The 24,692-nt window shown below is 71.0% G+C and carries 18 protein-coding genes and 3 pseudogenes; 16 read left to right on the top strand and 5 right to left on the bottom strand.

Going from position 1 to position 24,692, the window contains the following annotated elements; translation table 11 throughout:
• Positions 1 to 26: 26 nt before the first annotated feature.
• Positions 27 to 518 carry a hypothetical protein gene (locus tag ABZZ79_RS19660; RefSeq protein WP_356690349.1) on the bottom strand — a complete coding sequence of 164 codons (492 nt, stop codon included), beginning with the start codon at positions 516 to 518 and terminating at the stop codon, positions 27 to 29.
• 108 nt (positions 519 to 626) lie between these two features.
• Complete coding sequence (locus ABZZ79_RS19665; protein WP_356690351.1) at positions 627 to 1,010, bottom strand: cellulase family glycosylhydrolase; 384 nt, start codon at positions 1,008 to 1,010, stop codon at positions 627 to 629.
• Positions 1,011 to 1,079: 69 nt separating this feature from the next.
• Here ABZZ79_RS19665 and ABZZ79_RS19670 point away from each other — a divergent pair.
• The 5 genes and pseudogenes from ABZZ79_RS19670 to ABZZ79_RS19690 all read left to right on the top strand — a co-directional run.
• Positions 1,080 to 1,991 (top strand): annotated as a pseudogene (locus ABZZ79_RS19670) (LacI family DNA-binding transcriptional regulator); the annotation flags it as partial.
• Between the two features lie 29 nt (positions 1,992 to 2,020).
• Positions 2,021 to 4,147: pseudogene (locus ABZZ79_RS19675) on the top strand (glycoside hydrolase family 2 protein); the annotation flags it as partial.
• A complete protein-coding gene (locus tag ABZZ79_RS19680; protein WP_356690353.1) occupies positions 4,144 to 4,767 on the top strand; it encodes a LacI family DNA-binding transcriptional regulator in 624 nt (207 codons plus the stop codon). The pseudogene ABZZ79_RS19675 and the gene ABZZ79_RS19680, both read left to right, overlap by 4 nt.
• A pseudogene (locus tag ABZZ79_RS19685) lies at positions 4,673 to 5,089 on the top strand (substrate-binding domain-containing protein); the annotation flags it as partial. The gene ABZZ79_RS19680 and the pseudogene ABZZ79_RS19685, both read left to right, overlap by 95 nt.
• Entirely contained in the window at positions 4,996 to 5,655 is a 660-nt protein-coding gene (locus ABZZ79_RS19690; RefSeq protein WP_356690355.1) for a family 1 glycosylhydrolase, read from the top strand. The pseudogene ABZZ79_RS19685 and the gene ABZZ79_RS19690, both read left to right, overlap by 94 nt.
• A gap of 457 nt (positions 5,656 to 6,112) precedes the next feature.
• Here ABZZ79_RS19690 and ABZZ79_RS19695 read toward each other — a convergent pair whose 3' ends face one another.
• On the bottom strand, positions 6,113 to 6,826 hold the full coding sequence (locus ABZZ79_RS19695; protein ID WP_356690357.1) for a ScbR family autoregulator-binding transcription factor: 714 nt from the start codon (positions 6,824 to 6,826) through the stop codon (positions 6,113 to 6,115).
• A 327-nt stretch (positions 6,827 to 7,153) separates the two neighbouring features.
• Between ABZZ79_RS19695 and ABZZ79_RS19700 the strand changes: the two genes are divergently transcribed.
• Positions 7,154 to 8,359: a transposase gene (locus ABZZ79_RS19700; protein ID WP_356690359.1), complete on the top strand. Its 1,206-nt coding sequence runs from the start codon at positions 7,154 to 7,156 to the stop codon at positions 8,357 to 8,359.
• Between the two features lie 329 nt (positions 8,360 to 8,688).
• Here the strand turns inward: ABZZ79_RS19700 and ABZZ79_RS19705 are convergent, their stop codons facing one another.
• On the bottom strand, positions 8,689 to 9,606 hold the full coding sequence (locus ABZZ79_RS19705) for a shikimate dehydrogenase (protein ID WP_356690361.1): 918 nt from the start codon (positions 9,604 to 9,606) through the stop codon (positions 8,689 to 8,691).
• A gap of 317 nt (positions 9,607 to 9,923) precedes the next feature.
• Between ABZZ79_RS19705 and wrbA the strand changes: the two genes are divergently transcribed.
• A complete protein-coding gene (wrbA, locus tag ABZZ79_RS19710; RefSeq protein ID WP_356690363.1) occupies positions 9,924 to 10,541 on the top strand; it encodes an NAD(P)H:quinone oxidoreductase in 618 nt (205 codons plus the stop codon).
• A gap of 357 nt (positions 10,542 to 10,898) precedes the next feature.
• The gene (locus ABZZ79_RS19715) at positions 10,899 to 12,389 is read left to right on the top strand and encodes an ABC transporter substrate-binding protein (RefSeq protein WP_356690365.1); all 1,491 of its coding nucleotides are present in this window, start codon (positions 10,899 to 10,901) and stop codon (positions 12,387 to 12,389) included.
• A 110-nt stretch (positions 12,390 to 12,499) separates the two neighbouring features.
• Here ABZZ79_RS19715 and ABZZ79_RS19720 read toward each other — a convergent pair whose 3' ends face one another.
• Complete coding sequence (locus tag ABZZ79_RS19720; RefSeq protein WP_356690367.1) at positions 12,500 to 13,738, bottom strand: 3-deoxy-7-phosphoheptulonate synthase; 1,239 nt, start codon at positions 13,736 to 13,738, stop codon at positions 12,500 to 12,502.
• A 560-nt stretch (positions 13,739 to 14,298) separates the two neighbouring features.
• On the opposite strand from ABZZ79_RS19720, the gene ABZZ79_RS19725 reads away from it, so the two are divergent.
• The 8 genes from ABZZ79_RS19725 to ABZZ79_RS19760 all read left to right on the top strand — a co-directional run bounded on the left by ABZZ79_RS19725 (position 14,299) and on the right by ABZZ79_RS19760 (position 24,691).
• Entirely contained in the window at positions 14,299 to 15,096 is a 798-nt protein-coding gene (locus tag ABZZ79_RS19725) for an arginine deiminase-related protein (protein ID WP_356690369.1), read from the top strand.
• A gap of 81 nt (positions 15,097 to 15,177) precedes the next feature.
• The gene (locus tag ABZZ79_RS19730; RefSeq protein WP_356690371.1) at positions 15,178 to 17,094 is read left to right on the top strand and encodes a FixH family protein; all 1,917 of its coding nucleotides are present in this window, start codon (positions 15,178 to 15,180) and stop codon (positions 17,092 to 17,094) included.
• Positions 17,095 to 17,182: 88 nt separating this feature from the next.
• Positions 17,183 to 18,457, top strand: a complete 1,275-nt coding sequence (locus ABZZ79_RS19735) for an MFS transporter (RefSeq protein WP_356690373.1) — start codon at positions 17,183 to 17,185, stop codon at positions 18,455 to 18,457.
• 514 nt (positions 18,458 to 18,971) lie between these two features.
• Positions 18,972 to 19,799 carry an isocitrate lyase/phosphoenolpyruvate mutase family protein gene (locus ABZZ79_RS19740; protein WP_356690375.1) on the top strand — a complete coding sequence of 276 codons (828 nt, stop codon included), beginning with the start codon at positions 18,972 to 18,974 and terminating at the stop codon, positions 19,797 to 19,799.
• A gap of 162 nt (positions 19,800 to 19,961) precedes the next feature.
• A complete protein-coding gene (locus tag ABZZ79_RS19745) occupies positions 19,962 to 21,332 on the top strand; it encodes a helix-turn-helix transcriptional regulator (protein ID WP_356690377.1) in 1,371 nt (456 codons plus the stop codon).
• A 169-nt stretch (positions 21,333 to 21,501) separates the two neighbouring features.
• Positions 21,502 to 22,785: a SidA/IucD/PvdA family monooxygenase gene (locus ABZZ79_RS19750; protein WP_356690379.1), complete on the top strand. Its 1,284-nt coding sequence runs from the start codon at positions 21,502 to 21,504 to the stop codon at positions 22,783 to 22,785.
• Entirely contained in the window at positions 22,785 to 23,156 is a 372-nt protein-coding gene (locus tag ABZZ79_RS19755; protein WP_356690381.1) for a cupin domain-containing protein, read from the top strand. Before ABZZ79_RS19750 ends, ABZZ79_RS19755 begins: the two co-directional genes overlap by 1 nt.
• Positions 23,153 to 24,691, top strand: a complete 1,539-nt coding sequence (locus tag ABZZ79_RS19760; RefSeq protein WP_356690383.1) for a class I tRNA ligase family protein — start codon at positions 23,153 to 23,155, stop codon at positions 24,689 to 24,691. The genes ABZZ79_RS19755 and ABZZ79_RS19760 overlap by 4 nt, the downstream gene beginning before the upstream one ends.
• The last annotated feature ends 1 nt before the right edge of the window (position 24,692 follow it).

Raw genomic sequence — 24,692 nt, forward strand, 5'->3', positions numbered from 1 at the left:
GGCCCCGACACACTGAGGTGATGGTCTCAATTAACCAGAAAGCAGCTCAACAGGCATATTCCAGCCATCAAGAGAGCTGCTAGGGCAAAATCTACGGCCAAGCGGGCGGCGCGCAGCTTCCTGTCCGCGAGCCAGGCAAGCACCCATAGCCGACGTGCCTCGACGTGTCGTTCAAGCTCCCCACGCGCGGTCGTATTCACACCGAACCGAGGGTGTACGAGCGCCTCAGCCATCAGTTCGGCCTGCAGTCCCGACTTTGGAACCGCAGGACGCATTGCGAGCAGCGCGACCCCAATCGCAGCCAGTAGCAGCAGGCACATCAGTACTAGAGACAACACCCCGATCAAGGGCAGGCTGCCTGCACTCGACAGGACCGCGACTCCAGCAGCCAGCAATCCACCGGCTATTCCGCACAGCGCCGTTGCTTTCGTGTCCGCCCGCTGGACCTCGATGAAGGCGCGTTCGGTGTGCCCTTGCAGTCGCTGTATCTCTGTCGGAACAACTAAAGGCTCCTGCATACGCCCGCACCCTCCGCAGTCGTCGCGTGCTTGTCATGGCAGTAGCCAGGCTGCTCGCAGCGGCGCAGGAGTGTTGCCCACCGCAGGGCACGAGGAGCGCCTGGTGCCTCACTTCTCGGCCATTCCAAGACCGAACTCGCCGACCACGACTGGGAGACGGTTGTCGACGAAGTGGTTGAGGTAGTTCTGCGCCTCGGCTGCGGTGTCGTAGACGCCGTACAGGTGGACCGAGAAGACCGTGTTGTGGTCGGGGTCGGCGGCGAGGACCGACGTGGCGGTGTTGCGCACGGTGCCGGCCCCGTCCTGGCCCCAGCTTGGGGCGTCCGCCATCAGGGCATGGCGGAGACCGGCGACGCGCAGTTTGCTGATCGCGCTCTTCGTGGCGTTCGTCCACGCGCTATCTGGTCCGCGCTCGTCCTGGTCCACCGGTCGCCGCTGCTGAGACTGGGTCAGTGTCAAGAACACACTGATCGGCCAGGAGGACTTGGTCATCGTCGACCTGGGCAACGAGCCGGGCGGAGTTCCGTCGGCGGCACGAGCGAGCGGTAGGGTCGACCACCGGTGACGGACCAGCACTGGACAGGAGCGGCGCGTGAGGCGGCCGACCATGCGGACATAGCACGCCGCGCCGGCGTGTCCAAGGTGGCGGTCTCGTACGCGCTGAACGACCAGCCGGGGGTCTCCGAGGCGACCCGGGCGTCGATCAAGAGCATCGCCGAGGAGTTGGGGTGGCGCCCCAGCAGTGCCGCGCGTGCGCTCACCGGAGGGCGGGCGCACGCGGTGGGTCTCACCGTGCGACGGCCCTCCCGGCTGCTGGGCGTGGAGCCGTTCTTCATGGAGTTCATCAGCGGAGTGGAGTCAGCCCTCGCCGAGCGGTCGTACGCACTGATGCTGCAGATGGTCGCGACGCAGGACGGCGAGATCGAGGTGTGCCGGCGCTGGTGGGGTGAACGCCGGGTCGACGGGGTGTTCCTGATGGACCTCCAGGCCGAGGACGCGCGCGTGCCCGCCGTCGAGTCCCTCGGTCTTCCGGCTGTGGTCGTCGGGCCGCCCGATGCCTCCGGTTCGCTGCCCGCGATCTGGTCGGACGACGGCGCGAGCATCCACGAGATCGTCCGCTACCTCGCGGTGCTCGGCCATCGGCGCATCGCCCGGGTGGCGGGCCCCGCGGAGCTGACCCACACGATGATCCGCGACCGGGCGCTGCGCGACGCGTGTGCGGAGGCCAAGATCCCCGAGGCCACCGTGGTGCACACCGACTACACCGGCGAGGCCGGGGCCCGTGCCGCCCGCTCGCTGCTGATCGCGCGGGAGCGGCCTACGGCCATCGTCTTCGACAACGACATCATGGCCGTGGCCGCGCTCTCCGTGGCCCAAGAGATGAACCTCTCGATCCCCGCGGACCTGTCGATCGTGGCGTGGGACGAGTCCCCCCTGACCCAGGTCGTCCGCCCCATGCTGTCTGCGGTCAGCCGGGACATCCCGGCCCCGGGCGGCGAGAGCTCCTCGGCACCACCCGCAACATGCACCGCACCCATCGCTTCGACGTCACGGGCCGTACGGGACCGCTGGAGGTCCGCTTCGCCTCCGCGTACGACGAGGCCGACCGGGTCCGCGCACCGGCGAACGGCCGAACGTCTACCCCGAGCCCTTCCAGTACATCCGCAAGATGGCCTGCTCCTTCGGGTGGGACTGGGGCCCCACGGTCGTCACCGCCGGCATGTGGCGGCCGGTGCGCCTGGAGCACTGGTCCACCGCCCGGCTCGCCGAGGTCCGCCCGCTCGTCGCGGTCGACGACCACGCCGGCCGCGTGGAGCTCCGGGTCCGGGTCGACCGCACCGCGAGCGGCGCGGGCCGGCTGCTGACCCTCCGCGCCACCGTGGCGGATGCCGTCGCGGAGACTGCCTTCGAGGGGGACGAGGCCATGCTCGTCCTCAAGGTGCCCGCGCCCGAGCTGTGGTGGCCGCGCGGCTACGGTGAGCAGCCCTTGTACACGCTCGACGTGATGCTCCTCGACGAGGACGGGGCCCCGCTCGACTCCTGGGAGCGCCGGATCGGCTTCCGTACGGTCACGGTCGACCGCTCCGCCGACGAGCACGGCACCGGCTTCACGTTCGTCGTGAACGGCGTACGAATCTTCGCCCGCGGGGTCAACTGGATCCCGGACGACGTGCTGCCCTCCCGGGTCACCCGCGCGCGGTACCGGACCCGGCTCACCCAGGCCGCAGAGGCCAACGTCGACCTGATCCGGGTCTGGGGCGGCGGAATCTACGAGGACGACGCCTTCTACGACGTCTGCGACGAACTGGGTCTCCTCGTCTGGCAGGACTTCCTCTTCGCCTGCGCCGCCTACCCGGAGGAGCAGCCGCTGCGTCGAGAGGTGGAGGCCGAGGCGCGCGACAACGTTGTCCGGCTGATGCCCGCACCCGAGCCTGGTGCTCTGGAACGGCAACAACGAGAACCTGTGGGGCTTTCGCGACTGGGACTGGGAGAGACCGCTGGCCGGCGACTCCTGGGGCGAGGGGTACTACCTCGGGGTGCTGCCCCGGGTCGTCGCCGAACTCGACCCCACCCGTCCGTACGCCGCGGGCAGCCCCTGGTCCGGCTCCTGGGACCACCACCCCAACGACCCCGCCCACGGCACCCATCACTCGTGGGAGGTGTGGAACCGGCGGGACTACGCCGAGTACCGGGCGGATGTGCCGCGGTTCTGCGCCGAGTTCGGCTGGCAGGCCCCGCCCGCACTCGCCACGCTCCGCCGCGCGCTGCCCGGTGAGGAACTCGCGCCCGACTCACCCGGGATGCTGCACCACCAGAAGGCCGAGGACGGCAACGGCAAACTGGCCCGGGGCATCGAGCGCCACTTCGATCTGCCGCCCGGCACCGACTTCGACCGGTGGCACTACCTCGCCCAAGTCGTCCAGGCTCGGGCCGTCGCCGCCGGCATCGAGCACTGGCGGGCCAACTGGCCGGTGTGCGCGGGCACGGTGGTGTGGCAGTTCAACGACTGTTGGCCGGTCAGCTCCTGGGCCGCCATCGACGGCGACGGCCGCCTCAAGCCGCTGTACCACGAGCTGCGCCGCGTCTACGCCGACCGGCTGCTCAGCCTTGTACCCACCGAGAGCGGGCCGGTGCTCGCGGTCGACAACCAGAGCGGCTCCCCGTGGCGCACGGCGGTCACGCTGCGCCGGATCGGCGCGGACGGCACCGTCCTGCAGGAAGCGGTCGTCGAGGTGGAGGCCGCTCCACGTTCGGTCGCCCGGCAGGCACTCCCGGCGCAGGTCACCCCCGCGCCCGGATCGTCGAAGGAGTTCCTCGTAGCCGAAGCGGACGGACTGCGGGCGGTCCATCTGCCCGTGACCGACAAGGAGTTCGACTACCCGGCCGCCGAGTACGACGTCCAGGTCGAGGCCGTCGCCGGAAGCGGGACGGTGGAGGTGGTCGTGACCGCCCGGACCCTGATACGGGACCTCCTCCTGCAGCCCGACCGGCTCTCGCCCGAGGCGCGCGCGGACCGCGGTCTGCTGACCCTGCTCCCCGGCGAGCAGGCCCGGATCGCGGTCACCGGCTGGCCCGGCACCGACGCCACCGCCGTACGTCAGGCGCTGTTCAGCGTGGGATCCGCGTGAACGTCCCCGCCGCCCGCGTCACGATCAACGATGTCGCGGCGCGGGCCGGAGTCTCCAAGGGCGCCGTCTCCATGGCCTTCAACAACCGGCCCGGGGTGTCCCAGGCGACGCGCAAGCGGATCTTCGAGGTCGCCCAGGAACTCGGCTGGACCCCGCACCAGACCGCGCGAAGCCTCTCCGGCCGACGGTCGGGCATCGTGGGCCTGGCGCTCTGTCGCCCCGCCAGGGTCCTCGGGCTCGAACCCTTCTACATGGAGTTCATCTCCGGGATCGAGGACGTCCTGGCCGAGCGCTCGTGCTCCCTGCTGCTGCGGCTGGTGCGCGACCTGGAGGAGGAGACTCTGCTGTACGAGGAGTGGTGGCGCAGCCGGACGATCGGCGGGGCCATCCTGGTCGATTTTCACCACGACGACCTGCGGATCGAGCCGCTGCGGGCGCTGGGCATGCCGGCCGTCGCCGTCGGGAACCCGTCGCTGACCGGCGGATTCCCCTCCGTCTGGAGACGCGTCGGAGGCGGCGGAAGCCGTGCGCTACCTGGCGGCGCTCGGCCACCGGCGCATCGCGCGCGTCGGCGGTCCCGCCGGCCTCGGCCACAGCGGCATCCGTGCCGCCGCGTTTGAGGCCACCATGGCCGAACTCGGCCTTGACGGCCGTCGTCAGATGGCGACCGGCTTCGTCGGGGAGGAGGGAGCCCGCGCGACCCGGAGCCTGCTGCTCGGCCCGGACCGTCCGACGGCGATCGTGTACGACAACGACATCATGGCCGTCGCCGGGGCGGCCGTCGCAGCCGAGATGGGGCTCGTGGTGCCGGACGACGTGTCCCTGCTCGCCTGGGACGACTCCCAGCTGTGCCGGCTCACTCATCCGCCGATGTCGGCCATGAGCCACGACGTGCACCAGTTCGGCGAGGAGGTGGCACGTGCCCTGTTCGGCGTGATCGAGGGCACCCACCGGGGGAGCCGCCAGGTCCCCACACCCGCTCTGGTGCCGCGGGGTTCCACGGGGCCGCCTCGCAGGGCCTAGTCCCCGACAGGCAACAGCCGCCGTGCTGCGGAGCGAGAGGTCGCACCTCCACGGGGGAGAGGTGCGGCCTCTGGTCGTCCGTCCGCACGCGAGCAGCCGGGAGAGCTTGGCGGACTCCTGCCTCCGACGCCCTGCGGGAGCTCCTGGTGCGCCTCCGTGACCGCTACGGCGCCCTCCTTCCGCCGATCCACATCACGGAGAACGGCTCCGCCGAGGACGACACCGCCGCCGCGGACGGCACCGTCCACGACGCCGACCGGATCGACTACCTGAAGAGCCACCTCCAGGCCGCCTCCGAAGCCGTCGCGGCGGGCGTCGACCTGCGCGGCTACACCGCATGGTCGCTCATGGACAACTTCGAGTGGGCCTTCGGCCACAGCAAGCGCTTCGGCCTCGTCCACGTCGACTTCCCGACCGGGACCCGCACCCCCAAGGCGTCCTACCACTGGTACAAAGCGGCCATCGCCGCCTCCGCTGCCCGATAGGTGTATCGATCACGAGCGTTGTCGGCACCGGGCCGGGCTTGAACATGGCGAAGAACTCCGGTGGGTGAAGGTGTCGAGCCCTCACCCACCGGAGGTCTTCGTGTCCCACCGCGATGTCCGGCTGACCGTTCACGGCAGGCGGCTGCCAGGGCGCTGAGCGCCAAGCGCCGACGGGGCGACAGCGGGGCTGGTCACGCCGCCCGCCGTCCCGGCCCGCCACCCGCGGCCCGCGCCCCGCGGCCCTGTGTCTGCGTTGCGCCGCCGCCCCGCCCCTCCGCTGCCTCGGAGCGCAAGGCGGAAGGGCCGGTTCGGCCTGGTGATGCGGAGCTCGTGGTTTCGCATCGGCGCTTACAAAACAAGGCGGACGGTTTCTTATGATCAACTTTCATTGGGGTTGATGATGGCGGTGTGAAAGTTGTCGTACCGGTTGGTCTGAAAAGTCGACGGCGTTCTGTCGTCAGCCGGCCCGTACGCGTGAGACCAGCGGCTCGGGCGTGCCGGACGTGCGCTGGGGGCCGATGCCGGGTGCCGGGTCGGGTGGTGCGGGGGGTGTCGTTCCGGCGGCCCGGAAGTGGTGGAGCCGGTCCGCGGGGACCAGGGCCGGGAGCAGGGCGTCCCAGGCGCCGGCGATCACCCGCGGCCGCAGCCAGCCGCGGTCCTGGCGGGAGAGGAGTTCGATGCCGGCCGTGGCGGCGGTCAGCATCTGGGCGGCCTGGGTCAGGTCCAGGCCGGGCAGCAGTTCGCCTCGGCGGTGGGACCTGGCGAGCAGGTGGCCGACCGTGCGCCGCCAGCTCCGGTACGGGCTGATCCGGACGTCCTCGCCCGGGCGTCGGCGCTCGTCGCAGAGCCGCAGGCCCGCGCGGAATACGACGTCCTGGTGCATGTGGCGGGCCAGGTCGTGGGTCATGTCGATCAGCGTCTGCAGGACCGGCCCGTCGGGCGTCCCGGCGGCGCGCACGATCTCCCTCCAGTCGGTGCCCAGTTGGGCCACGACCGCCTCGGCCAGCTTCTCCTTCGAGCTGAAGTGGAAGTAGAGGGCTCCCTTCGAGACCTCTGCCATCTCCACGATCTCGCTCAGGCTGGTCGCGGCGAAGCCGGTCGTGTCGAAGCACACGGCTGCCGCCCGGACGACCAGTTCGCGGGTGCGTTCGGCTCGTTCCTGGCGTGGCATGGCTACCCCCTCATCGCGGCGATCCCGGGTCGGTGACGGTCGAGGACCGCCGGGGTCCGGCTGGAGCCCGCTTCGGGCGCCGCTGGACCGAGTTCCGGGTGAGATCGACAAAAGACACTCTAGCAAACCAACCAAGCGGTATTTTATTGTCTGTCGGGTGGGCTTCCGAGAGTGTGACTACCTGACGAACGAAGTCTACAAAACCAACTGCCCGGTACGGTATGGTCGTTCCGGTCGACGTTCCGCGTACGGCTCCCGGCCGTGCCGCCACCAACAGGAGGTCGCCTGCGAAGGCGACCGGGGAGAGGGAGGGGAGTCGTGGAAGGCGTGGAGAGGGAAGCCCTGGCAGCACAGGCGTGGGGCGACGTCGCGGACGACTTCGTCACCGAGTTCTGCGGGCGGATGCTGGCCTCGCTCAAGAGGCGCGATCAGCGGACCAGGGGTGAGTGGTACGTCTCCGGGTTGCTGACCGTTCCGGGCCGCAAGTCCATGCGTGCCCTGGCCGCCGTCGCCGATCACGGTGCCGCCGAGCAGAGCCTGCACCACTTCATCAGCAACTCCTCGTGGGGCTGGCAGCCCGTACGGCAGGTGCTCGCCCGCCATCTGGACAGGGTGCTGCTGCCGCAGGCCTGGGTGATCGACTCCATGGCCATCCCGAAGGCCGGAGAGCACTCCGTCGGAGTCGCCGAGTCCTTCCGCTTCGACCTCGGACGGGTCGTCAACAGCCAGCAGGCCTACGGCGTCTCCCTGGCCAACGAGCAGTTGAGCGCCCCCGTCAACTGGGGTCTCAACCTGCCGGCGGAGTGGCTGGAGGACGAGGAGCGGCGTCGGCGGGCCCGGATCCCGGACGACGTCGCGGCGATGAGCGTCGAGGCGGGAGTCGTGCACACCGTCGCCGAACTCGCCGACTCGTCTTGGGGGTTGCGCCGCCGACCGGTGGTCCTGGACGGTCGCACCCTCAACTCGAACGCCTTGGTCGAGCAGTTCACCCGCCGGCGCATTCCGTTCGTCATGCGCGTCGACGGGTCGACCCGGGTGGTCGGCTTCGACCCGGCGCAGCCCGGTGCGGGAGAACGGCTGTTCCAGGCGCAGCAGTTGATCGAGCGTGGCAAGAAGCTGTCCAAGCCCGTCTGCTGGGTCGACCCGGAGTACTCGATCACCCGGTCGGTTCTGGTGAGCGGCACCAGGGTGACCATGCCGGGCGTTCGCAGGCCGGGCATGCCGCATCTCTCCGACCGGGCCCTGACACTCGTCGGCGGCTGGCCGATGCAGAAGGGCCGGCCGGGGGAGGTCTGGCTGTCCAATCTGCTGGACGTGCCTCCGGCCGCGCTGCTGCGGCTGGGGCGGCTGACCCGGCGGGTGGGCAAGGACTTCCAGGAGGTCAGCACCCGGGTGGGGATGCGGGACTTCGAGGGGCGCTCCTACGCGGGCTGGCACCGCCATGTGACGCTCTGCTCGGTGGCCCACGCGATCATGGTGCTGTCCTCGGCCCGCCGCCGGCGCTTCGCCGCCCCGGAGGAACTGTCCGCCTAGGAACGTTGTCCGGATCAGGTCGGCTGTGAGGGACGGGTTTCGCGGCGAGGAACAGTGCCCTTGCCGCGAGGGACGGCGTCTCGCGGCCGGCCCGAGCGAGATGCAGGCGGCCCGAGCGGGATGCAGGCGGCTCGAGCGGGATGCAGGCGGCTCGAGCGAGATGCAGGCGGCTCGAGCGGGACGCGGGTGAACTGAGCGGGACGCGGGTGAACCGAGCGTGCGGGAGGAAGTGTGTGACGGCGACGCGACTGGGGTCCCCCCACGGCCTTGAGGAAGTGGGGGACTGCGTGCGGGACCCCGCGACGCCGACAGGCTCCGAACAATCGGCCTCAGTGGAGGCTGCCGCCCGAACCCGCGGGCTCGGCCTCGGCCTCGCGTGCCGCCCGCCGCGTGAGCTCGGCTCGGGCGGCCCGGCCCATCGCGGCGACCGGCACATCGGTCCGGCCGGTCAGCAGCTCGATCTGCCGCACGGTCCGGTGCAGCAGCAGGGACAGACCGTCGACCACGGTGCTGCCGTTGAAGCCCGCCGCCTTGGCGAGCCGGGTCGGCCAGGCCGAGTACACCGCGTCCAGGACGGCGGCACCGGAGTGGGCGACGGCCGGGGCGAGAGCGTCGGCGGCGTCCTCGGGCAGGGTGGAGACCACCACCGCGACGCCCCGGAGCAGGCGCTGCAACTCGTTGACGTGGTGCAGGTCCACCGAGACACCCAGCCGGCCGGCCGCCGCCTCGACCTCGGTCGCGCCCGTGCGCTCCTGGACCACCACGACCGGCTCGCGGACCCCGACCTCCCGCAGCGCGGCCAGCGCGGAACAGGCCGCCGCCCCGCCGCCCAGCACCACGGCGGAACCCGGCGCCTCCAGACCCGCCTGGCGCAGCGCGGCGGTGATGCCGTGCACGCCCGTGTGGTCGCCGAAGCTACGGCCCTGACGGAAGACCACCGTGTCCGCCCCGCCCACGTCCATGGCCAGGTCCGAGACCTCGTCGAGCAGCGGCAGCACGGCCCGCTTCAGCGGCACGGCCAGACAGAGCCCGGCCCAGTCCTCGCCCAGCGAGTCCCACACGGCGGGCAGGGCCGCCTCGTCGCACTCGATGGCCTCGAAGGCCCAGTCCAGCCCCATGGCCGCATAGGCGGCTCGATGCAGCGTGGGTGACAGGGAGCGGCCGGCCGGCGATCCGAGGACCGCCGCACGGTTGCCCCTGCGGCCCCCGGGCGAGGTGCGGCCCGCGGGAGTCTGGTCTGCATACATGGGTGGAGGACGCTCCTTCTGCGTCGGGTGGGGGGTGGACTCCGGATATCGGAACAGCTTAGAACCCTGGTCTTCCGATCAGGACACCGAGTTGACATAGATTCGTGGTGAATCGCGCGACAAGCCGTTCTTTCGCCCGTCCGTGAAGTGCCGGCGGTTCCGCGGAGCCGCAAGGTGATGAAATCGCGGCCGGCTGTTTGCCGCCCCCGCGGCCGCCCGCGACAGTCGATTTACAGGTGGCCCGTCCGTCGGTTTCGCCGAGGCCCGCCCGTCGGTTCCGTCCGTATGCCAGCCCAACGCGAATTGGAGTTGCGACCGTGACCAACGTCGCCGTCATCTACTACTCGTCCACAGGACACGTGCACACGCTGGCGGAGTCGGCCGCTGCGGCAGCGGGGAAGGCCGGCGCCGAGGTCCGTCTGCGCAGAGTCGCCGAGACGGCCGCGGAGGCCACGATCGCCACCAGCCCGGAGTGGGCCGAGCATCTCGCCGCCACCGGCGGTGTCGCCGTGGCGCAGGTCGAGGACCTGGACTGGGCGGACGTCATCCTGTTCGGCACGCCCACCCGCTTCGGCCTGCCGGCCGCTCAGCTCAAGGCGTTCATCGACAGCACCGGCGAACTCTGGCAGCAGGGGCGCCTGGTGAACAAGGTGGTCTCCTCGTTCACCTCGACGTCCACCTCCCACGGCGGCCAGGAGAGCACGCTGCTCGCCCTCAACAACACCTTCTACCACTGGGGCGCGATCATCGTCGCCCCCGGTTACGCCGACCCCGTCCAGTTCGCGACCGGCAACGGCAACCCGTACGGCACGAGCCACATCTCGCACGACGACACCACCCCTCCCGGCGAGGAGAACCTGAGCGCCATCGAGTTCCAGGCCCGTCGCACCGTGGAGATAGCCACGGCGCTCAAGACCGGTATGCAGGCGGCCTGAAGCCGCGTGGAATCTTGAATTCCCGTGAGCCGGGCCCTGGATGACCGACATGGCTGAGCGTCAGCCCGCCAGCCCGTCAGCCGAGGGCCAGGCCGTCTCCAGGATTTCTGTTGCCGGGCCGGGCCCGTTCCGTCGCAAACACAACCGGCTTCATCGGGAATGCGACCGGCCCGCGGGAATCGAGGCGGGGAATTGTTCGGCGGAACACCGGCCCCCGATCAAACGCCAGGGCTCCGCTACCAATCAACCGGGCGAGTGACCACACTGCTCACCGGCGGCGGCCGCGATGTTCGCAGATCGCCCGATCCGGCGCGCCCACAATCCTTTTCAGCACCTTGACCCAAGGGATTCACACGCATGAACATCATCAGCTGGAACGGCACCGAACCCGAGAATCCGCTGGTGCCGGGCGACGCGACCGAACGCGACAGCGTGAAGATCGTCAACGCCCTCTTCACCGGCCTGGTCGAGTACGACCCGAACACGGCCGAACCGCGCAACGCCGTCGCGAAGTCCATCGAGTCGGCCGACTCCCGCGTCTACCGGATCACCCTGAATCCGGGATGGACCTTCCACGACAACACCCCGGTCACGGCCGCGAGTTTCGTCGACGCCTGGAACTACACCACCTACGGCCCGAACAAGCTCCAGGGCGCCGAGTACCTTTCCCACATCCAGGGCTACGAGGACACCCAGAGCGGCGCGGCCAAGACGCTGTCCGGCCTGAAGGTGATCGACGACAGCACCTTCGAGGTGACCCTGTCGGCGCCCTTCTCGGCCTTCGTGACCCAGCTCGGCTACGCCGCCTTCTTCCCGCTGCCGGCCGCCTTCTTCGCCGACCGCGAGGCCTTCGAGGCGCACCCGGTCGGCAACGGCCCGTTCCGCTTCGAGTCGCACACCCCCGGCGAGCACATCGTGCTGCTGCGCTACGACGCCTACGCCGGCGTCCGCAAGCCGCGCGTGGAGGGCGTGGAGTTCCGGTTCTACCGGATGCTGGAGGACGCCTACGCCGACGTGGTGGCGAACAAGCTCGACTACCTCGACTTCGTCCCGGCGGACGCCCTCGACGGCGGCCGCTACAAGCAGGAGCTGGCCGGACGCTGCATCTCCAAGCCGTACATGGGCGTGCAGTCGATCTCCTTCCCGCTGTACGACCCGCGCTTCGGCGACCCGAGGCTGCGCCAGGCGATCTCGATGGCCATCGACCGGCAGTACGTCATCGACACGGCCTTCGACGGCGACAAGATGCTGCCGGACGGCCTGGTCCCGCCGATCGTGCCCGGGTACGGCGGCGACGCCAGCGGTGATCTGTGCACCTACCAGCCGGAGAAGGCCCGAGCCCTGTTCGAGACCACCGGCTTCGAGGGCCCGATCGAGCTGACCTCCAACGACGACTCGGCCAACCAGGTGTGGATCGACGCGGCCTGCCGCACGATCACGGCTGCCCTCGGCGTCGAGGCGCGCTACGCGCCGGTCCCGACCTTCGGCGAGTTCCGCAAGCTGATCAACGAGGAGAAGATGACGACCATCTTCCGCTCCGGCTGGGTGGCGGACTACCCGTCCATCGAGAACTTCCTCAACCCGATCTTCCGCACCGGTGCGGCGGTCAACGGGTCCGGCTACTCCAACCCCGAGGTGGACGCCCTGCTGGCCAGGGCCGACGCGGCGGCCACGGAGCAGGAGGGCTGGGAGCTCTACCGGGAGGCGGAGAAGCGGATCATCCAGGACATGCCGGCCATTCCGCTGTGGTACCAGAAGGTGGAGTCGGGCTGGTCCACCCGGACCGGGAACGTGACCGTCACCCCGCTGCTCCAGCTGGACCTGTTCGACGTGACCGTCGAGGGCTGATCCCTCACACCGAAACGGCCTGCGGCTTCGTGATCACTCACGAAGCCGCAGGCCGTTTCGGTGGGCGAACCCGGTGGGCGAACCCGGTGGGCGAACCCGGTGGCGGAACGTCACCGCAAGGGCGTACGGCCCTGCCAGGCGGCGGCGACCTCCAGTGCCTGCGCCGGGTTCAGACGCGGGTCGCAGAACGTCGTGTACCGCTCACCGAGGCTCCCCATGGACCGCTCGTCGTGCACGCACTCGCAGACGTCGTCGGGCGTGGTCTCCAGGTGCAGACCGCCCACGACGGCGCCGGCCTCGCCGATCACCTGCTGGAAGCCCCGTACCTCGCGGATCACCGTCTCCACCAGCCTGGTCTTGCGGCCGCCCGGTCCGCTGACCGTGTTGCCGTGCATCGGGTCGGACAGCCAGAGCACCGGGTGCCCGGCGGCGTGCACGGCCGCGGCCAGGGCGGGCAGGTCCTCGGTGACGGCGTCCGCCCCCATCCGGGCGATCAGGGTGAGCCGGCCCGGCTCACGGGCCGGATCGAGCCGCTCGCACAGCGCCAGCAGATCGTCGGTGCGCATGCCCGGACCCACCTTGGTGGCAACCGGGTTGGCCACCGACGCCAGCAGGGCCACATGGGCGCCGTCCAGCTGGTTGGTGCGGTAGCCGATCCAGGGCCAGTGCGTCGAGGCGAGGTAGCGGCGGCTGGCCCCGTCCGTGCGGATCAGCGGTGCCTCGTAGTCGAGCAGCAGCGCCTCATGGCTGGTCCACACCGGGGTGGCGAAGGCCGCGGGCTGCTCGGCCACCCGGCCCCGCAGGGTAGCCATGGCCCGGCCGGCCGCCTCGTAGCCCGAGCGCAGCCGGCGCGGGTCGGGACGGCGCAGCCGCGCGTCCGGCTCGGGGCTGTTGACCATGTGGCCCCTGTAGACCGGCAGTTCCACGCCGTCCACCACCTCGGTGGGGTTCGAGCGCGGCTTGGCGAACTGGCCCGCCATCCGGCCGACCCGGAGCGTGGGCAGCAGCGTGTTCATGGACATCACCCCGGCCAGCGCCTCCAGCAGCGCCACCTTGCGGGTGATGTGTCCGGGCTCGCACTCGGCCGGGTCCTCGGCGCAGTCGCCGGCCTGGACGACATGGCAGCGGCCCGCCGCCACCTCGGCCAGCAGGCCCCGCAGCTCGGCCACCTCAACGGCGCCGACCAGCCCCGGCCGGTCGGCGAGGTCGAAGGTGACCTCGGCCAGGAGGTCGAGGTCCTCCCACTCCGGCTGCTGCCGTGCGGGAAGGGCCCGCCAGAGCTCGCCCGTGCCCTCCAGGAGGGCGGACCCTGCCATGGCCGGCCTGGTCGCGATCGCGTCACTGGTCACGAGGAACCTCCGTGGTCGTGATTGATTGCCGTCAACTTCGTCGGATTCCCGGGACTTCGTCGTCCGCGGGAAATTCCGGAGCCGTTCAGTGCCGGCGGCAGCCGTGTTCGGTGCCTGGCGGCCGTTCGGTGCAAGAGGCGGACCTTCGGGGCCATGACGGCCCGGTAAGACGCCGGGAAGACGTCGTAAGACGCCGTGAAGGGTTGTTCAATGGCACATGGAATCGCTTGGAATCCTTTTGGATCCTGCGGAGTGAATCCTCCATAACTCTTCACCCGCCGACGGCCCTTCTGCGAAAGTGCCGGACGGACTCCGTCATGTCCGACTCATGTCCGAGTCGTGTCCGACGGAATTCCACGCGCACGGGTCCGGCGGCCCACCCCGCCGGACGAAACGGACTTGATTGCCTTTGCCGTTCAAGGCTCGCGATCAATTCGCCGCTGGGCTGGACTCGGATGGACAAGGCTGCGCAACGTCCAGCCCGTTCCGCGCTTCGGACCATTCCACGCCGGCACCCGCCCCACCGGGCAGGGCCGGCAGACCACCAGAGAGAGGGCACCGTGAACAGCGAACTGCTTGTCTCCGACGCGAGCCATTTCCGGGTCGACTACGAGATCAACCCTTACATGGACACCGCGATCCAGCCGGACGTCCAGGCGGCGCTCGCCGAGCACCAGGCCATCGTGGCCGCGCACCTCGCGGCCGGCCGCAAGGTCGAGTACCTGCCGTCCGCGCCCGAGTGCCCGGACATGGTGTTCACCGCCAACGCCGCCGTGATCCGCGGCGACCGGGCCGTCCTGGGCAACCCGCCGTCGGAGCGGCAGGCCGAGATACCGTACTTCACGGCGTGGCTGGCCGAACGCAACTACGAGGTCGTCGAGGCGCCCTACCTCTTCAGCGGCCAGGGTGACGCGCTGGCCTGCGGCGACCTGCTGCTGGCGGCGTACGGCCAGCGCACCGACGAGCGGATGCTGGATGTGCTCGCCCGCGAGCTGGACTACGAGGTGGTGCCGCTGCGCACGGTGAGCGCCCGCTGGTACGACCTCGACCTGGCCGTCGGTGTCGTCGCCCCGGACACGCTGGCGTACTGCCCCGACGCCCTCGACGCGGCCAGCGTCCGCACCCTGCGCGGACTCGGGGTCGACCTGATCGAGGTGCCGGTCGAGGAGGCGGCGCGGTTCGCGCTGAACCTCGTCAGCGACGGAACCACGGTGACCATGACCCAGGGGGTGCCGCGGCTGGCCGCCGAGCTGCGCGGGCGCGGTCTGGAGGTGGTCGAGCTGGACACGGCCGAACTGGCCAAGGGCGGCGGCGGGGTCCGCTGCACCGCGCTGACGCTGGACAACCCGCCGGCGTAGCCGGTGGGCCTATTCTCGGGGCGGAACCGCCTCCCGCGGAGTGCCCACCGCGGATACGCCTACGGACGGGGAGCAGGCAGGATGACCACGGGATCCGTGCGGGTGCGGCGGGCCGTCGGCGCGCTGTTGGCGGTGCTGGCCGCCGTGCTGACCGTGCTGGCCGCGGCCGGTTCCGCGTCCGCGCACGCGGAGCTGGAATCCACCGACCCGGCACAGAACTCGGTGGTGCGCACGGCGCCGTCCGCGGTCACGCTCACCTTCGGCGAGGGGATCACGCTGCCCTCGGCCTCGCTGCGCGTGTTCGACCCGGAGGGCAGGCGGGTCGAACGGGGCACGCCGGAGCACGCCGCCGGCCGGGACGACACCGCACGCGTCGCCCTGCGCGACGACCTGGCCGACGGCACCTACACCGTGGCCTGGCAGGTGATCTCCGCGGACTCGCATCCGCTCGGCGGCGCGTTCACGTTCTCCATCGGGGCGCCGTCGGCCAGTTCGGTCTCCGCCGAGGAGTTCCAGGGCGCCCGTACGGACGGTCTGATCTCCTTCCTGTACGGCACCGCCGGAGCGGTCGCGTACGGCTCGTTCGCCCTGCTGGCGGGTGCGGTGGCGTTCGTCCTGGTGTGCTGGCCGGCGGGCGCCTCCGTCCGGCCGGTGCAGAAGCTGCTGGCGGCCGGCTGGATCGGCCTGCTGGGTTCCACCGTGATCCTGATGATGCTGCGCGGCCCGTACGAGCAGGGCGGCGGTCTCCTGCCGTCGGAGGACCCCGCGATCGCCCAGGCCCATGTCGACGTGGACGAGCGGATCTACTTCGCGCTGGCGGCCAGGCTGCTGCTGCTCGTCGCGAGCGCTGTGTTCCTGGTGCTGCTGGTCGGCCAGCTGGGGCAGTCCGGCACCGAGGCCACCCGGCGATCCCGGGCCCGGCTCGGCGCCGCCGGACTGGCGCTCGCGGCCGGGACGGCGTTCACCTGGGTCACGACGGACCACGCCTCCGAGGGCCCCCAGGTCTGGCTGGCCCTGCCGCTGACCGCGCTGCACCTGCTGGCCATGGCGGCCTGGCTCGGCGGGCTGGCGACGCTCGCGGCCGGACTCCGGCACGGACTCGCGCCCGCGGCCGTGCGGCGGTTCTCCGTGGTGGCGCTCAGCTCGGTGACCGTCCTGGTCGCCACGGGGCTGTACCGGGCCTGGCGCGAAGTGGGCACTTGGGACGCCCTGTTCGACACCAGGTACGGTCAACTGCTGCTGATCAAGGGCGGATTCGTGACCGTCATGGTCGCCGCGGCCTGGGTCTCCCGGTCGCGCCTCGCCCGCCTGCGGGCCGGCGAACAGTCCGCTGAGAGCGGCGAGCCCGTGCGAACGGGCGAGGAGGGCAAGTCCGTTCGCACCAGTGAGGGCGGCGGGAGCGGCGGGAGCGGCGAGAACGCGCGGCCGAGCCGGGGCGGCGTGTCCGTCCAGGTCGGCGAGGACGCCGGGAACCTGCCGCCGGGCGACGGCGGCGCGTCCGTGCGGGCGGGCCTGCGGCGGTCCGTCCTGACGGAGTCGGCCGTGGCCGTCGCCGTGCTCACGGTCACCACGCTGCTCACCTCCTCACCGCCCGGACGGACCGCGGACGACGAGCGGAGCCCCGTCGCCACGACCAGTCCCGCGCCCGCCCGGACCGTCACGTCCCGGATCCCCTTCGACACCGGCGGCGGCACCCCGGACGCCCGGGGCACGGCCACCCTGAGCCTCGTACCGGCGAAGTCCGGCGGTTACGCCGTACGGCTGAAACTGCGGCGGGCCGACGGGAGGCCGGCCGAGGTGCCGGAGGTCCGGCTGGCCCTCACGCTTCCCGCCCGGGACCTCGGTCCGCTGCGGGTGCCGCTGAAGCCCGACGGCGCGGGTCGGTGGGCGGGTTCGGTCCGGCTCGCGCTGGCGGGGGAGTGGACCGCGTCGATGACCGTACGCTCCTCCGACATCGACCAGACGACGTCCGAGCAGAAGCTCTCGATCGGCGGCTGATCGGCCAACGCCCGTACGCCCGGATGGACCTGACATGGTGTCCGGGCCCGGCTTTCCGGGGCGGTGTTGCTTCGATCACGCTGTGCACATGATTCGTCAGAAGCAAGTGTGGCCGTGGATGATCGCGGCCATCGGATTCGTCGCGTTGGTCGCGGCGGCTGGGTTCCGGGCGACCCCCGGTGCGCTGGTGGAGCCGCTGCAAGAAGAGTTCGGATGGTCCACCGGGGTCATCGGTCTCGCCATGTCCGTCAACCTCGCCCTCTATGGCGTCACCGCGCCGTTCGCCTCCGCGCTGATGGAACGCTTCGGCATGCGCAAGGTGACCGCGGTCGCCATGTCGCTGATCGCCCTCGGCAGCGGTCTGGCCGTCTTCATGACCGCGTCCTGGCAGCTCGTGCTGCTCTGGGGCGTCCTGGTCGGCCTGGGCTCCGGTTCCATCTCGCTGGGCTTCGTCGCCACGCTCGGCACCCGCTGGTTCGTCAAGCGTCAGGGTCTGGTCACCGGCGTGCTCACCGCGGGCGGCGCGACCGGTTCGCTGGTGTTCCTGCCGCTGGTGGCGAAGCTCTCCGAGGCGCCGGGCGGCTGGAAGACCGCCGCGATCGTGGTGTCCGTGGTGGCCCTGGCCACCGTGCCGTTCATCCTGCTGTTCTTCCGGGAGCACCCGGCCGACCTCAACATCCCGCCGTACGGCGCGGACGAGGTCGTGCCCGTGCAGCCGCCCGCCCGCAACGCGGCGCGGCTCGCCGTCGACGGCCTGAAGACCGCCAGCCGCACCAGGGCGTTCTGGCTTCTCGCCATCGCGTTCGCGATCTGCGGGGCGACCAGCAACGGCCTGGTCAACACCCATTTCATCCCCGCAGCCCACGACCATGGCATGCCGTCGGTGACCGCCGCCGGCCTGCTGGCGATGATCGGCATCTTCGACCTCATCGGCACGGTCGCCTCCGGCTGGCTGAGCGACCGCTACGACTCGCGCATCCTGCTGCTCGCGTACTACGGGCTGCGCGGTATCTCCCTGCTGGTCCTGCCGCAGCTGTTCGACGCGGAGGTCACAGGACCGATGCTCATCTTCATCGTCCTCTTCGGCCTGGACTTCATCGCCACCGTGCCGCCCACGGTCGCCCTGTGCCGTGAGCACTTCGGGATGTCGGCTCCGATCGTGTTCGGCTGGATCTTCGCCGCGCACCAGCTCGGCGCCGCCTTCGCCGCCACGACGGCCGGCCTCACCCGGGACGGCTTCGGCACCTACGCGCCCGCGTGGTACGTCGCCGGCGCCCTCAGCATCGGCGCGGGCCTGCTGTCCCTGCGGACGAAGCCCCCGACGGTGGAGAAGACCCTGCTCGCCGAGCCCGCAAGCGTCTGACCGACCGCGTGCTCGACGTGCTTCGCAGGTTCCCACCGCTCGGCCCGCTCCACGTGTTCCGTCCGCTCCGACTGCTCGGCGAGCCCCCCGTGTTCCACGGGCTCATCCCGCTCCACCGGCTCCACCGGCTCCACCCGCTTCACCCGCTTCACCCGCTCCACCGGCTCAGCCCGCGCCACCAGTTCGGCCCGCTCCACCGGCTCAACCCGCTCGATCCGCTCCACGAGCTCGGCAAGCTCCACGTGATCCACGAGCCCACCACGCTCCACGGGATCCACGTGACCCCCGGGCTCGACGCGCGCGACGCGCGCCCCCGCACCGCCCCGTTCCGTGTCGTATCGGAGGTGGCGCCTCCCCTTTGCTGGATCGGAGGCGCCACCTCGGTCTCTAGGGCCACAATCGGCCTGCCGTACGCGGCGGTTGCAACGTGACGGAGTCTCCCGTCACCACTTTCAACCCTTTTCCCGTTATCGGCAAAATGTCTAGTGAACCCCCTTTCACGAAAGGTGCCGTCATGGCGAACACCCAGCAGACCAAGGCCCTCGCACTCCGCGAATTCCACGAGAAGGGCATCCTGGTGCTGCCGAACGCCTGGGACGCCGGCAGCGCGGCGCTCATCGCCCAGGGCGGTGCCAAGGCGATCGCCACCACCAGCGGCGGCGTGTCCTGGTCGGCCGGTAAGCCGGACCAGCAGGCGCTCACCCGCGACGAGATGGTCGCCCTGGTGCGCCGGATCGCCGACGCCGTGGAGGTGCCGGTGACCGCCGACATCGAGGGCGGCTACGGCCTCGCGCCCGAGGACGTCGCGGCGACCGTCACCGCCGTGATCGAGGCCGGTGTGGTCGGCGTGAACCTGGAGGACTCCAAGCTCGACGGCACGCTGTTCACGGCCGAGGAGCAGGCGGCCCGCATCCGTGCCGCGCGCGAGGCCGCCGAGCGGGCCGGACTGCCGGAGCTGGTCATCAACCTGCGTACCGACGTCTTCCTGTTCGGGATCGGCGCCCCCGAGGGCCGGGCGGCCGACGTCCTGGCCCGCGCGGCCGTCTACGCGCAGGCCGGGGCGGACAGCCTGTTCGTGCCGGGCCTGCTCGACCTCGCGGTGATCGCCGAGCTGGTCGAGGGCCAGCCGCTGCCGGTCAACGTGATGGCCGGTCCGGGCGCTCCCACCGTGGCCGAGTTCGAGGCGGCCGGCGTGCGCCGGGTCAGCCTCGGCACCGCCGTCGCCCAGGCCGCCTACTCGCTGGCCCGCCGGGCCGCCGCCGAGCTGGTCACCGAGGGCACCTACGAGGAGCTGACCGGCGCCCTCGACTTCGGCGCGGTCAACAGCAGCTTCAGCCGCTGAGGCGCAGCGCTGCGCCGCACGGCCTGAAGACGTGCACCACCCACGGGGCGGGTCGGCCCGTGACATCGGACCGACCCGCCCTTTGTGTTTTTCCGCAATGTGCGAATCATCCATATTTCTACACGAGATGAGGCGATGGAAATGGGGAGGCCGGAGAAACCAGTGGATGCCTCGGGCGGAGCGGTCGCGGAGTTCGCGAGCCGGTTGCGCCGCCTGCGTGCCGAAGCCGGTGGACCGACGTACCGGGACATGGCCAAGGCCGCCATGTACTCGGCCTCGGTGCTGTCCAGCGCGGCCAACGGGCACCGGCTGCCCACCCTCCAGGTCGCGCTGGCGTATGTGGCCGCCTGCGGCGGCGACCGGGAGGAATGGCGCCGACGATGGCTGGAGGCGGCCGCCGGAGGCATACCGGTGATGCCACCCCGCCCGGCCGCGGCACCTGGACCGCCGACGCTCCAGGAGTCGACCGCCGAGGCGATACCCCCCGAGCCCCGGCTCACCGCGCCGGCGCTGCCCAGGCCGTGCCAGCTGCCGCCCCGCCCGCAGGGTCTGGTCGGCCGCCGCACGGAACTGAGCCTGCTCGCCTCGGCCCCGGCCGGTCCGGTGGTGATCAGCGGGCCGGCCGGCATCGGCAAGAGCGAACTGGCCCTGCACCACGCGCACGACCTGGCCCCCGCCATGGTGGACGGCCAGCTCTACGCCGATCTGGGACCGGTGCCGGAGGGCGGGTACGACGTCCCGGGCCTGCTCGCCGAGTTCCTGGCGGCCCTGGGGGTGCCCGCCGGACGCATCCCGGCGGCGGCGGACCAGCGCGCCGGGCTCTACCGCTCACTGCTCGCCCAGCGCAGGGTGCTCGTCCTGCTGGAGAACGTGCACAGCGAACGGCAGGTACGCCCGCTGCTGGCCGACTCCGCCACCAGCACCACCATCGTGGTCGGCCGGTCCTCCCTGCTCGGTCTGCGCGACGTCCTGCGGGTCCGGCTGGACCTGCTGCCGCGGGCCGACTCCGTCGCGCTCATCGCGCGGGGGCTGCCGGAGCGCGCACAGGCCGACCCGGCGAGCACCGACCGGCTGGCCGGGCTCTGCGGCGATCTGCCGCTGGCGCTGGACATCGCCACCCGCAAGCTGCTCGCCCACCCCGAGATGTCGCTGCGCTGGGCGGTCACGCGGCTGGAGCGCCCCGAGGCGCTGCTGGACTGGCTGACCGTGGGCGATCTGTCCCTGCGCGAGGTGCTCGCCTCGGCGCACGACCGACTCAGCGGCGCGGCGCGGGAGTTGCTCGACCGGCTGGCCCGTCTGCCGCAACCGCAGCTGCGGGCCGACGAATCAATCCTGGCCGGATCCGAGCATTTGACCGACGAGTTGGTCGAGGCGGGCATGCTCCGGACCACCGAGCGGCTGGGCGCGTACCGGCTCGACGCCCTGGCGCGGGCCCTCGTGGCGGCCGGCGATCCGGCGTACGACCTGCTGCCGAGGCACTCCGTGCCGTTCGCCCGTGTCCGGCCGCTGGTCGACGCCCGGCAGCTGATCTGACCGGTCGATCAACTTCGGTCAGACACACGTTGATTGTCCGATTCGGACAAGCCTGTCGATCAATATCCGCCTTCGATGTACTCGTCCTACCGAACGGACCCGAACAGAGGAACGGCCGTTCACCTGCTCGCTCGAACGGGCGGTAGGACGAGTAGCGAGGTGGCAGAAGATGACCAACCACGAGGTCGAGGTCCTGGCGATCGGCGCCGGCCCGTCCAACCTGGCCCTGGCGGTGGCGATCGAGGAGTCCGGCGCCACCGGCCTGGCGGCCGACACCCTGCTCCTGGAGCAGCACGCGGACGTAGTGTGGCAGCGCAACCTGCTGCTGCCGTTCGCCCGCAGCCAGGTCTCCTTCGTCAAGGACCTGGTGACCCTGCGCAACCCCCAGAGCCGGTTCTCCTTCCTCTCCTTCCTGCACGCCAAGGGACGGCTCGACGAGTTCGTCAACCTCGGCACCTTCAACCCCTTCCGCCGGGAGATCTCCGAGTATCTCCAGTGGGTGGCCAACTCCCTCGATCACGTGGGAATCCGCTACAACGCCAAGGTCCAGGCCGTCAGCCCGCGCAAGGCGGACGACGGCACGGTGATCGGCTGGCGCGTCAGCCTCGCCGGCGGCGACACGGTGGACGCCCGCGACCTGGTCGTCGGCACCGGCCGCGACGCCAACATCCCGGCCGAGTTCAAGGACCTGCCCCGCGACCGGGTGATCCACAGCACCCAGTACTCCACCCGGATCGCGCAGTACCCGATCGACCGCCCGGTGCGGGTCGTGGTGATCGGCGCGGCACAGAGTGCCGCCGAGATGTTCGTCTCGGTCCACCAGGACCTGCCGCTCAGCCAGCCGACCCTGATCCACCGCTCCATCGGCCTGATGAACTACCAGACCAGCAAGTTCGTCAACGAGCTGTTCTTCCCGTCCTTCGTCGACGAGTTCCACGGCAGTTCCCCGCAGGCACGCAAGCAGATCCTGGACGAGGTCCGCCTGACCAACTACGCCGGTCTGGCAGCCCCGTTCCTCGACGAGACCTACATGATGCTCTACGAGCAGAAGCTGTCGGGCTCGCAGCGCTCCGCCGTCCGGTCGATGACCGAGGTCCTCTCGGCCCGCGAGGAGGACGGCGAGGTCGTCCTCGTCCTGCGCGACCGCAAGACCGGCCGGGTGGAGCCGTACCGCTGCGACCTGGTCCTGCTCGGCACCGGCTACGACCAGCGCATGCCCGCGATGGTCCGCAGCCTGGCCGGCCAGGTGGGTCTGGACGAGATCGAGGTGGACCGCCGCTACCGCGTCAGGACGGGCGACGACGTCCGCGCCGGCCTGTACCTCCAGGGCTTCAACGAGGCCACCCACGGCATCTCCGACTCCCTGCTCAGCGTCCTCGCACAGCGCTCGCACGAGATCAGCCAGGACATGCTCGACCGCCGCAGCGTCGTCGCGACGGCAGGGGTCCGCTGATGCAGATCCGCCGACTGGACCGCGCCAACCTGACCCCCGCCTACGGCATCGAGGGCGAGCGCCTTCAGCCCTGGAGCGTGCTCAACGCCCCCTTCGAGGGCGCCTGGTGCGTCGTGCGGGCCGGGGGCGAGTCCACCCCGCACAACCACCACGAGTACGAGATCTTCATCGCGATGAGCGGCAGCGCCGCCCTGGTGGTGGACGACGTCGAGCACGAGTTCGTCGCCGGCGACATCGTCCATCTGCCGCCGGGCTGCACGCACAAGGTGGTCAACCCCTCGTCCGAGGACTTCGAGTACTACGGGATCTGGTGGGACTCCGAAATGTCGGAGACCTTCCTGACCCGCCATCAGAAGGAGACCCCAGCATGAGCAAGCGCGTGGCGGTGATATCGCCCGCCCCGACCGCCAACGGTGACCTGCACCTCGGCCATCTGGCCGGTCCGTTCCTGGCCGCCGACGTCTTCACCCGCTACCAGCGTGCCGCCGGCCGCGAGGCCGTCTTCGGCACCGGCGCCCAGGACACCTCCACCTTCGTGGTCACCACCGCCCGACGGCTGGGCACCACCCCCGAGGCACTGGTCGCCGACTCCACCGCGAAGATCGAGTCCACGCTCGCCGCGATGGGTATCGAGGTCGACGGCTTCACCCGGGACGAGGAGCGCTTCACCAAGGCCGTGCTGAAGTTCGTCAGCCGGCTGCACGAGGAGGGCAAGCTGGTCCTGCGGCCCACCCTCTTCCCCTACTCGCCCAGCACCGGTCAGTACCTGGTGGACGGCTTCGTCAAGGGCGGCTGCCGCAACTGCCTGGCCGAGGGCTGCGCCGGGCTCTGCGAGAGCTGCGGCCACCCGCTGCCGGCCGGCGAACTGATCGACCCGCGCTCCACCGAGAACCCCGACGACGTGCTGGAACTGCGCGAGGTCCCGGTCCTGGTGGTCCCGCTGGAGGAGTACCGGGACCGGCTGAAGGAGTACTTCGCCACCACCGGCGCCGCACTGCGGCCCCACATGGCCCAGGCCGTCGCCGAGATGCTGGCCCGCCCGCTGCCGGACTTCCCGGTCACCTACCCGATCTCCTGGGGCATCCCCGCCCCGTTCCCGGAGGTCGCCGGACAGTCCGTCAACCCCAACGCCGAGACGATGGCCTGGTCCATCTACACCACCGCCGTCTCCGCCGAGCAGCGCGGCGAGGTGCTCTCCGCCGACGACGAGCTGTGGTGGCCGGAGGCCGCGACCGAGGCCGTCTACTTCCTCGGCTTCGACAACACCTTCCCGTTCGCCATCGCCGGGGCGGCCATGCTGCTCGCCCTGCACGACCGGTACTCCCTGCCCGCCCGCTTCGTCACCAACGAGTTCTACGAGCTGGACCACCAGAAGTTCTCCACCAGCCGGGGCCACCTGGTCTGGGGGCAGGAGCTCGCGGACAGGCTGCCGCGCGACATCGGCCGCTACCACCTGGCCGCCACCAGCCCGGAGAACCAGAAGACCAACTTCGGCTGGTCGGCGCTGCCCGCGGTCACCGGGGTCCGGCTGATCGAGCCGTGGAACCGGGTCGCCGCCAAGGCCGAGCGCTGGGCCGGACAGACCCTCCCGGTCTCCGCCGCCTCCCGCGAGGCCGCCGACCGGATCACCGAGCGGTTCGCCACCTCCTACGAGCTCGACTCCTTCAGCCTCGTCCGCACGGCCGAGACGCTGGCCGAGCAACTGGGCAGACTGGACCGCTGGGAGGCGACCGACGCCGAGGCGGGCGACTTCGTCCACCAGGTGCAGACCGTGCTGCGCAACGCCGCCCCGATCCTGATCGACCTCGCCGAACAGGCCGGTATCGACACCCGGCTGATCCCGAGCGACGAGACGACCGAGATCACGGTGCGGGCACTGCCGCGGCTGGACGGCGGGGCGGTGTGAC

Origin of the sequence: Streptomyces sp. NPDC006458 (assembly GCF_040612135.1) — a bacterium.
In the GTDB taxonomy this organism is placed as follows: domain Bacteria; phylum Actinomycetota; class Actinomycetes; order Streptomycetales; family Streptomycetaceae; genus Streptomyces.

Bases quoted from the DNA above. Each gene is read 5' to 3' on its own strand.
- ABZZ79_RS19660 (WP_356690349.1), bottom strand. From the start codon at position 518: ATGCAGGAGCCTTTAGTTGTTCCGACAGAGATACAGCGACTGCAAGGG.
- ABZZ79_RS19665 (WP_356690351.1), bottom strand. From the start codon at position 1,010: ATGACCAAGTCCTCCTGGCCGATCAGTGTGTTCTTGACACTGACCCAG.
- ABZZ79_RS19695 (WP_356690357.1), bottom strand. From the start codon at position 6,826: ATGCCACGCCAGGAACGAGCCGAACGCACCCGCGAACTGGTCGTCCGG.
- ABZZ79_RS19705 (WP_356690361.1), bottom strand. From the start codon at position 9,606: ATGTATGCAGACCAGACTCCCGCGGGCCGCACCTCGCCCGGGGGCCGC.
- ABZZ79_RS19715 (WP_356690365.1), top strand. From the start codon at position 10,899: ATGAACATCATCAGCTGGAACGGCACCGAACCCGAGAATCCGCTGGTG.
- ABZZ79_RS19730 (WP_356690371.1), top strand. From the start codon at position 15,178: ATGACCACGGGATCCGTGCGGGTGCGGCGGGCCGTCGGCGCGCTGTTG.
- ABZZ79_RS19735 (WP_356690373.1), top strand. From the start codon at position 17,183: ATGATTCGTCAGAAGCAAGTGTGGCCGTGGATGATCGCGGCCATCGGA.
- ABZZ79_RS19740 (WP_356690375.1), top strand. From the start codon at position 18,972: ATGGCGAACACCCAGCAGACCAAGGCCCTCGCACTCCGCGAATTCCAC.
- ABZZ79_RS19750 (WP_356690379.1), top strand. From the start codon at position 21,502: ATGACCAACCACGAGGTCGAGGTCCTGGCGATCGGCGCCGGCCCGTCC.
- ABZZ79_RS19755 (WP_356690381.1), top strand. From the start codon at position 22,785: ATGCAGATCCGCCGACTGGACCGCGCCAACCTGACCCCCGCCTACGGC.
- ABZZ79_RS19760 (WP_356690383.1), top strand. From the start codon at position 23,153: ATGAGCAAGCGCGTGGCGGTGATATCGCCCGCCCCGACCGCCAACGGT.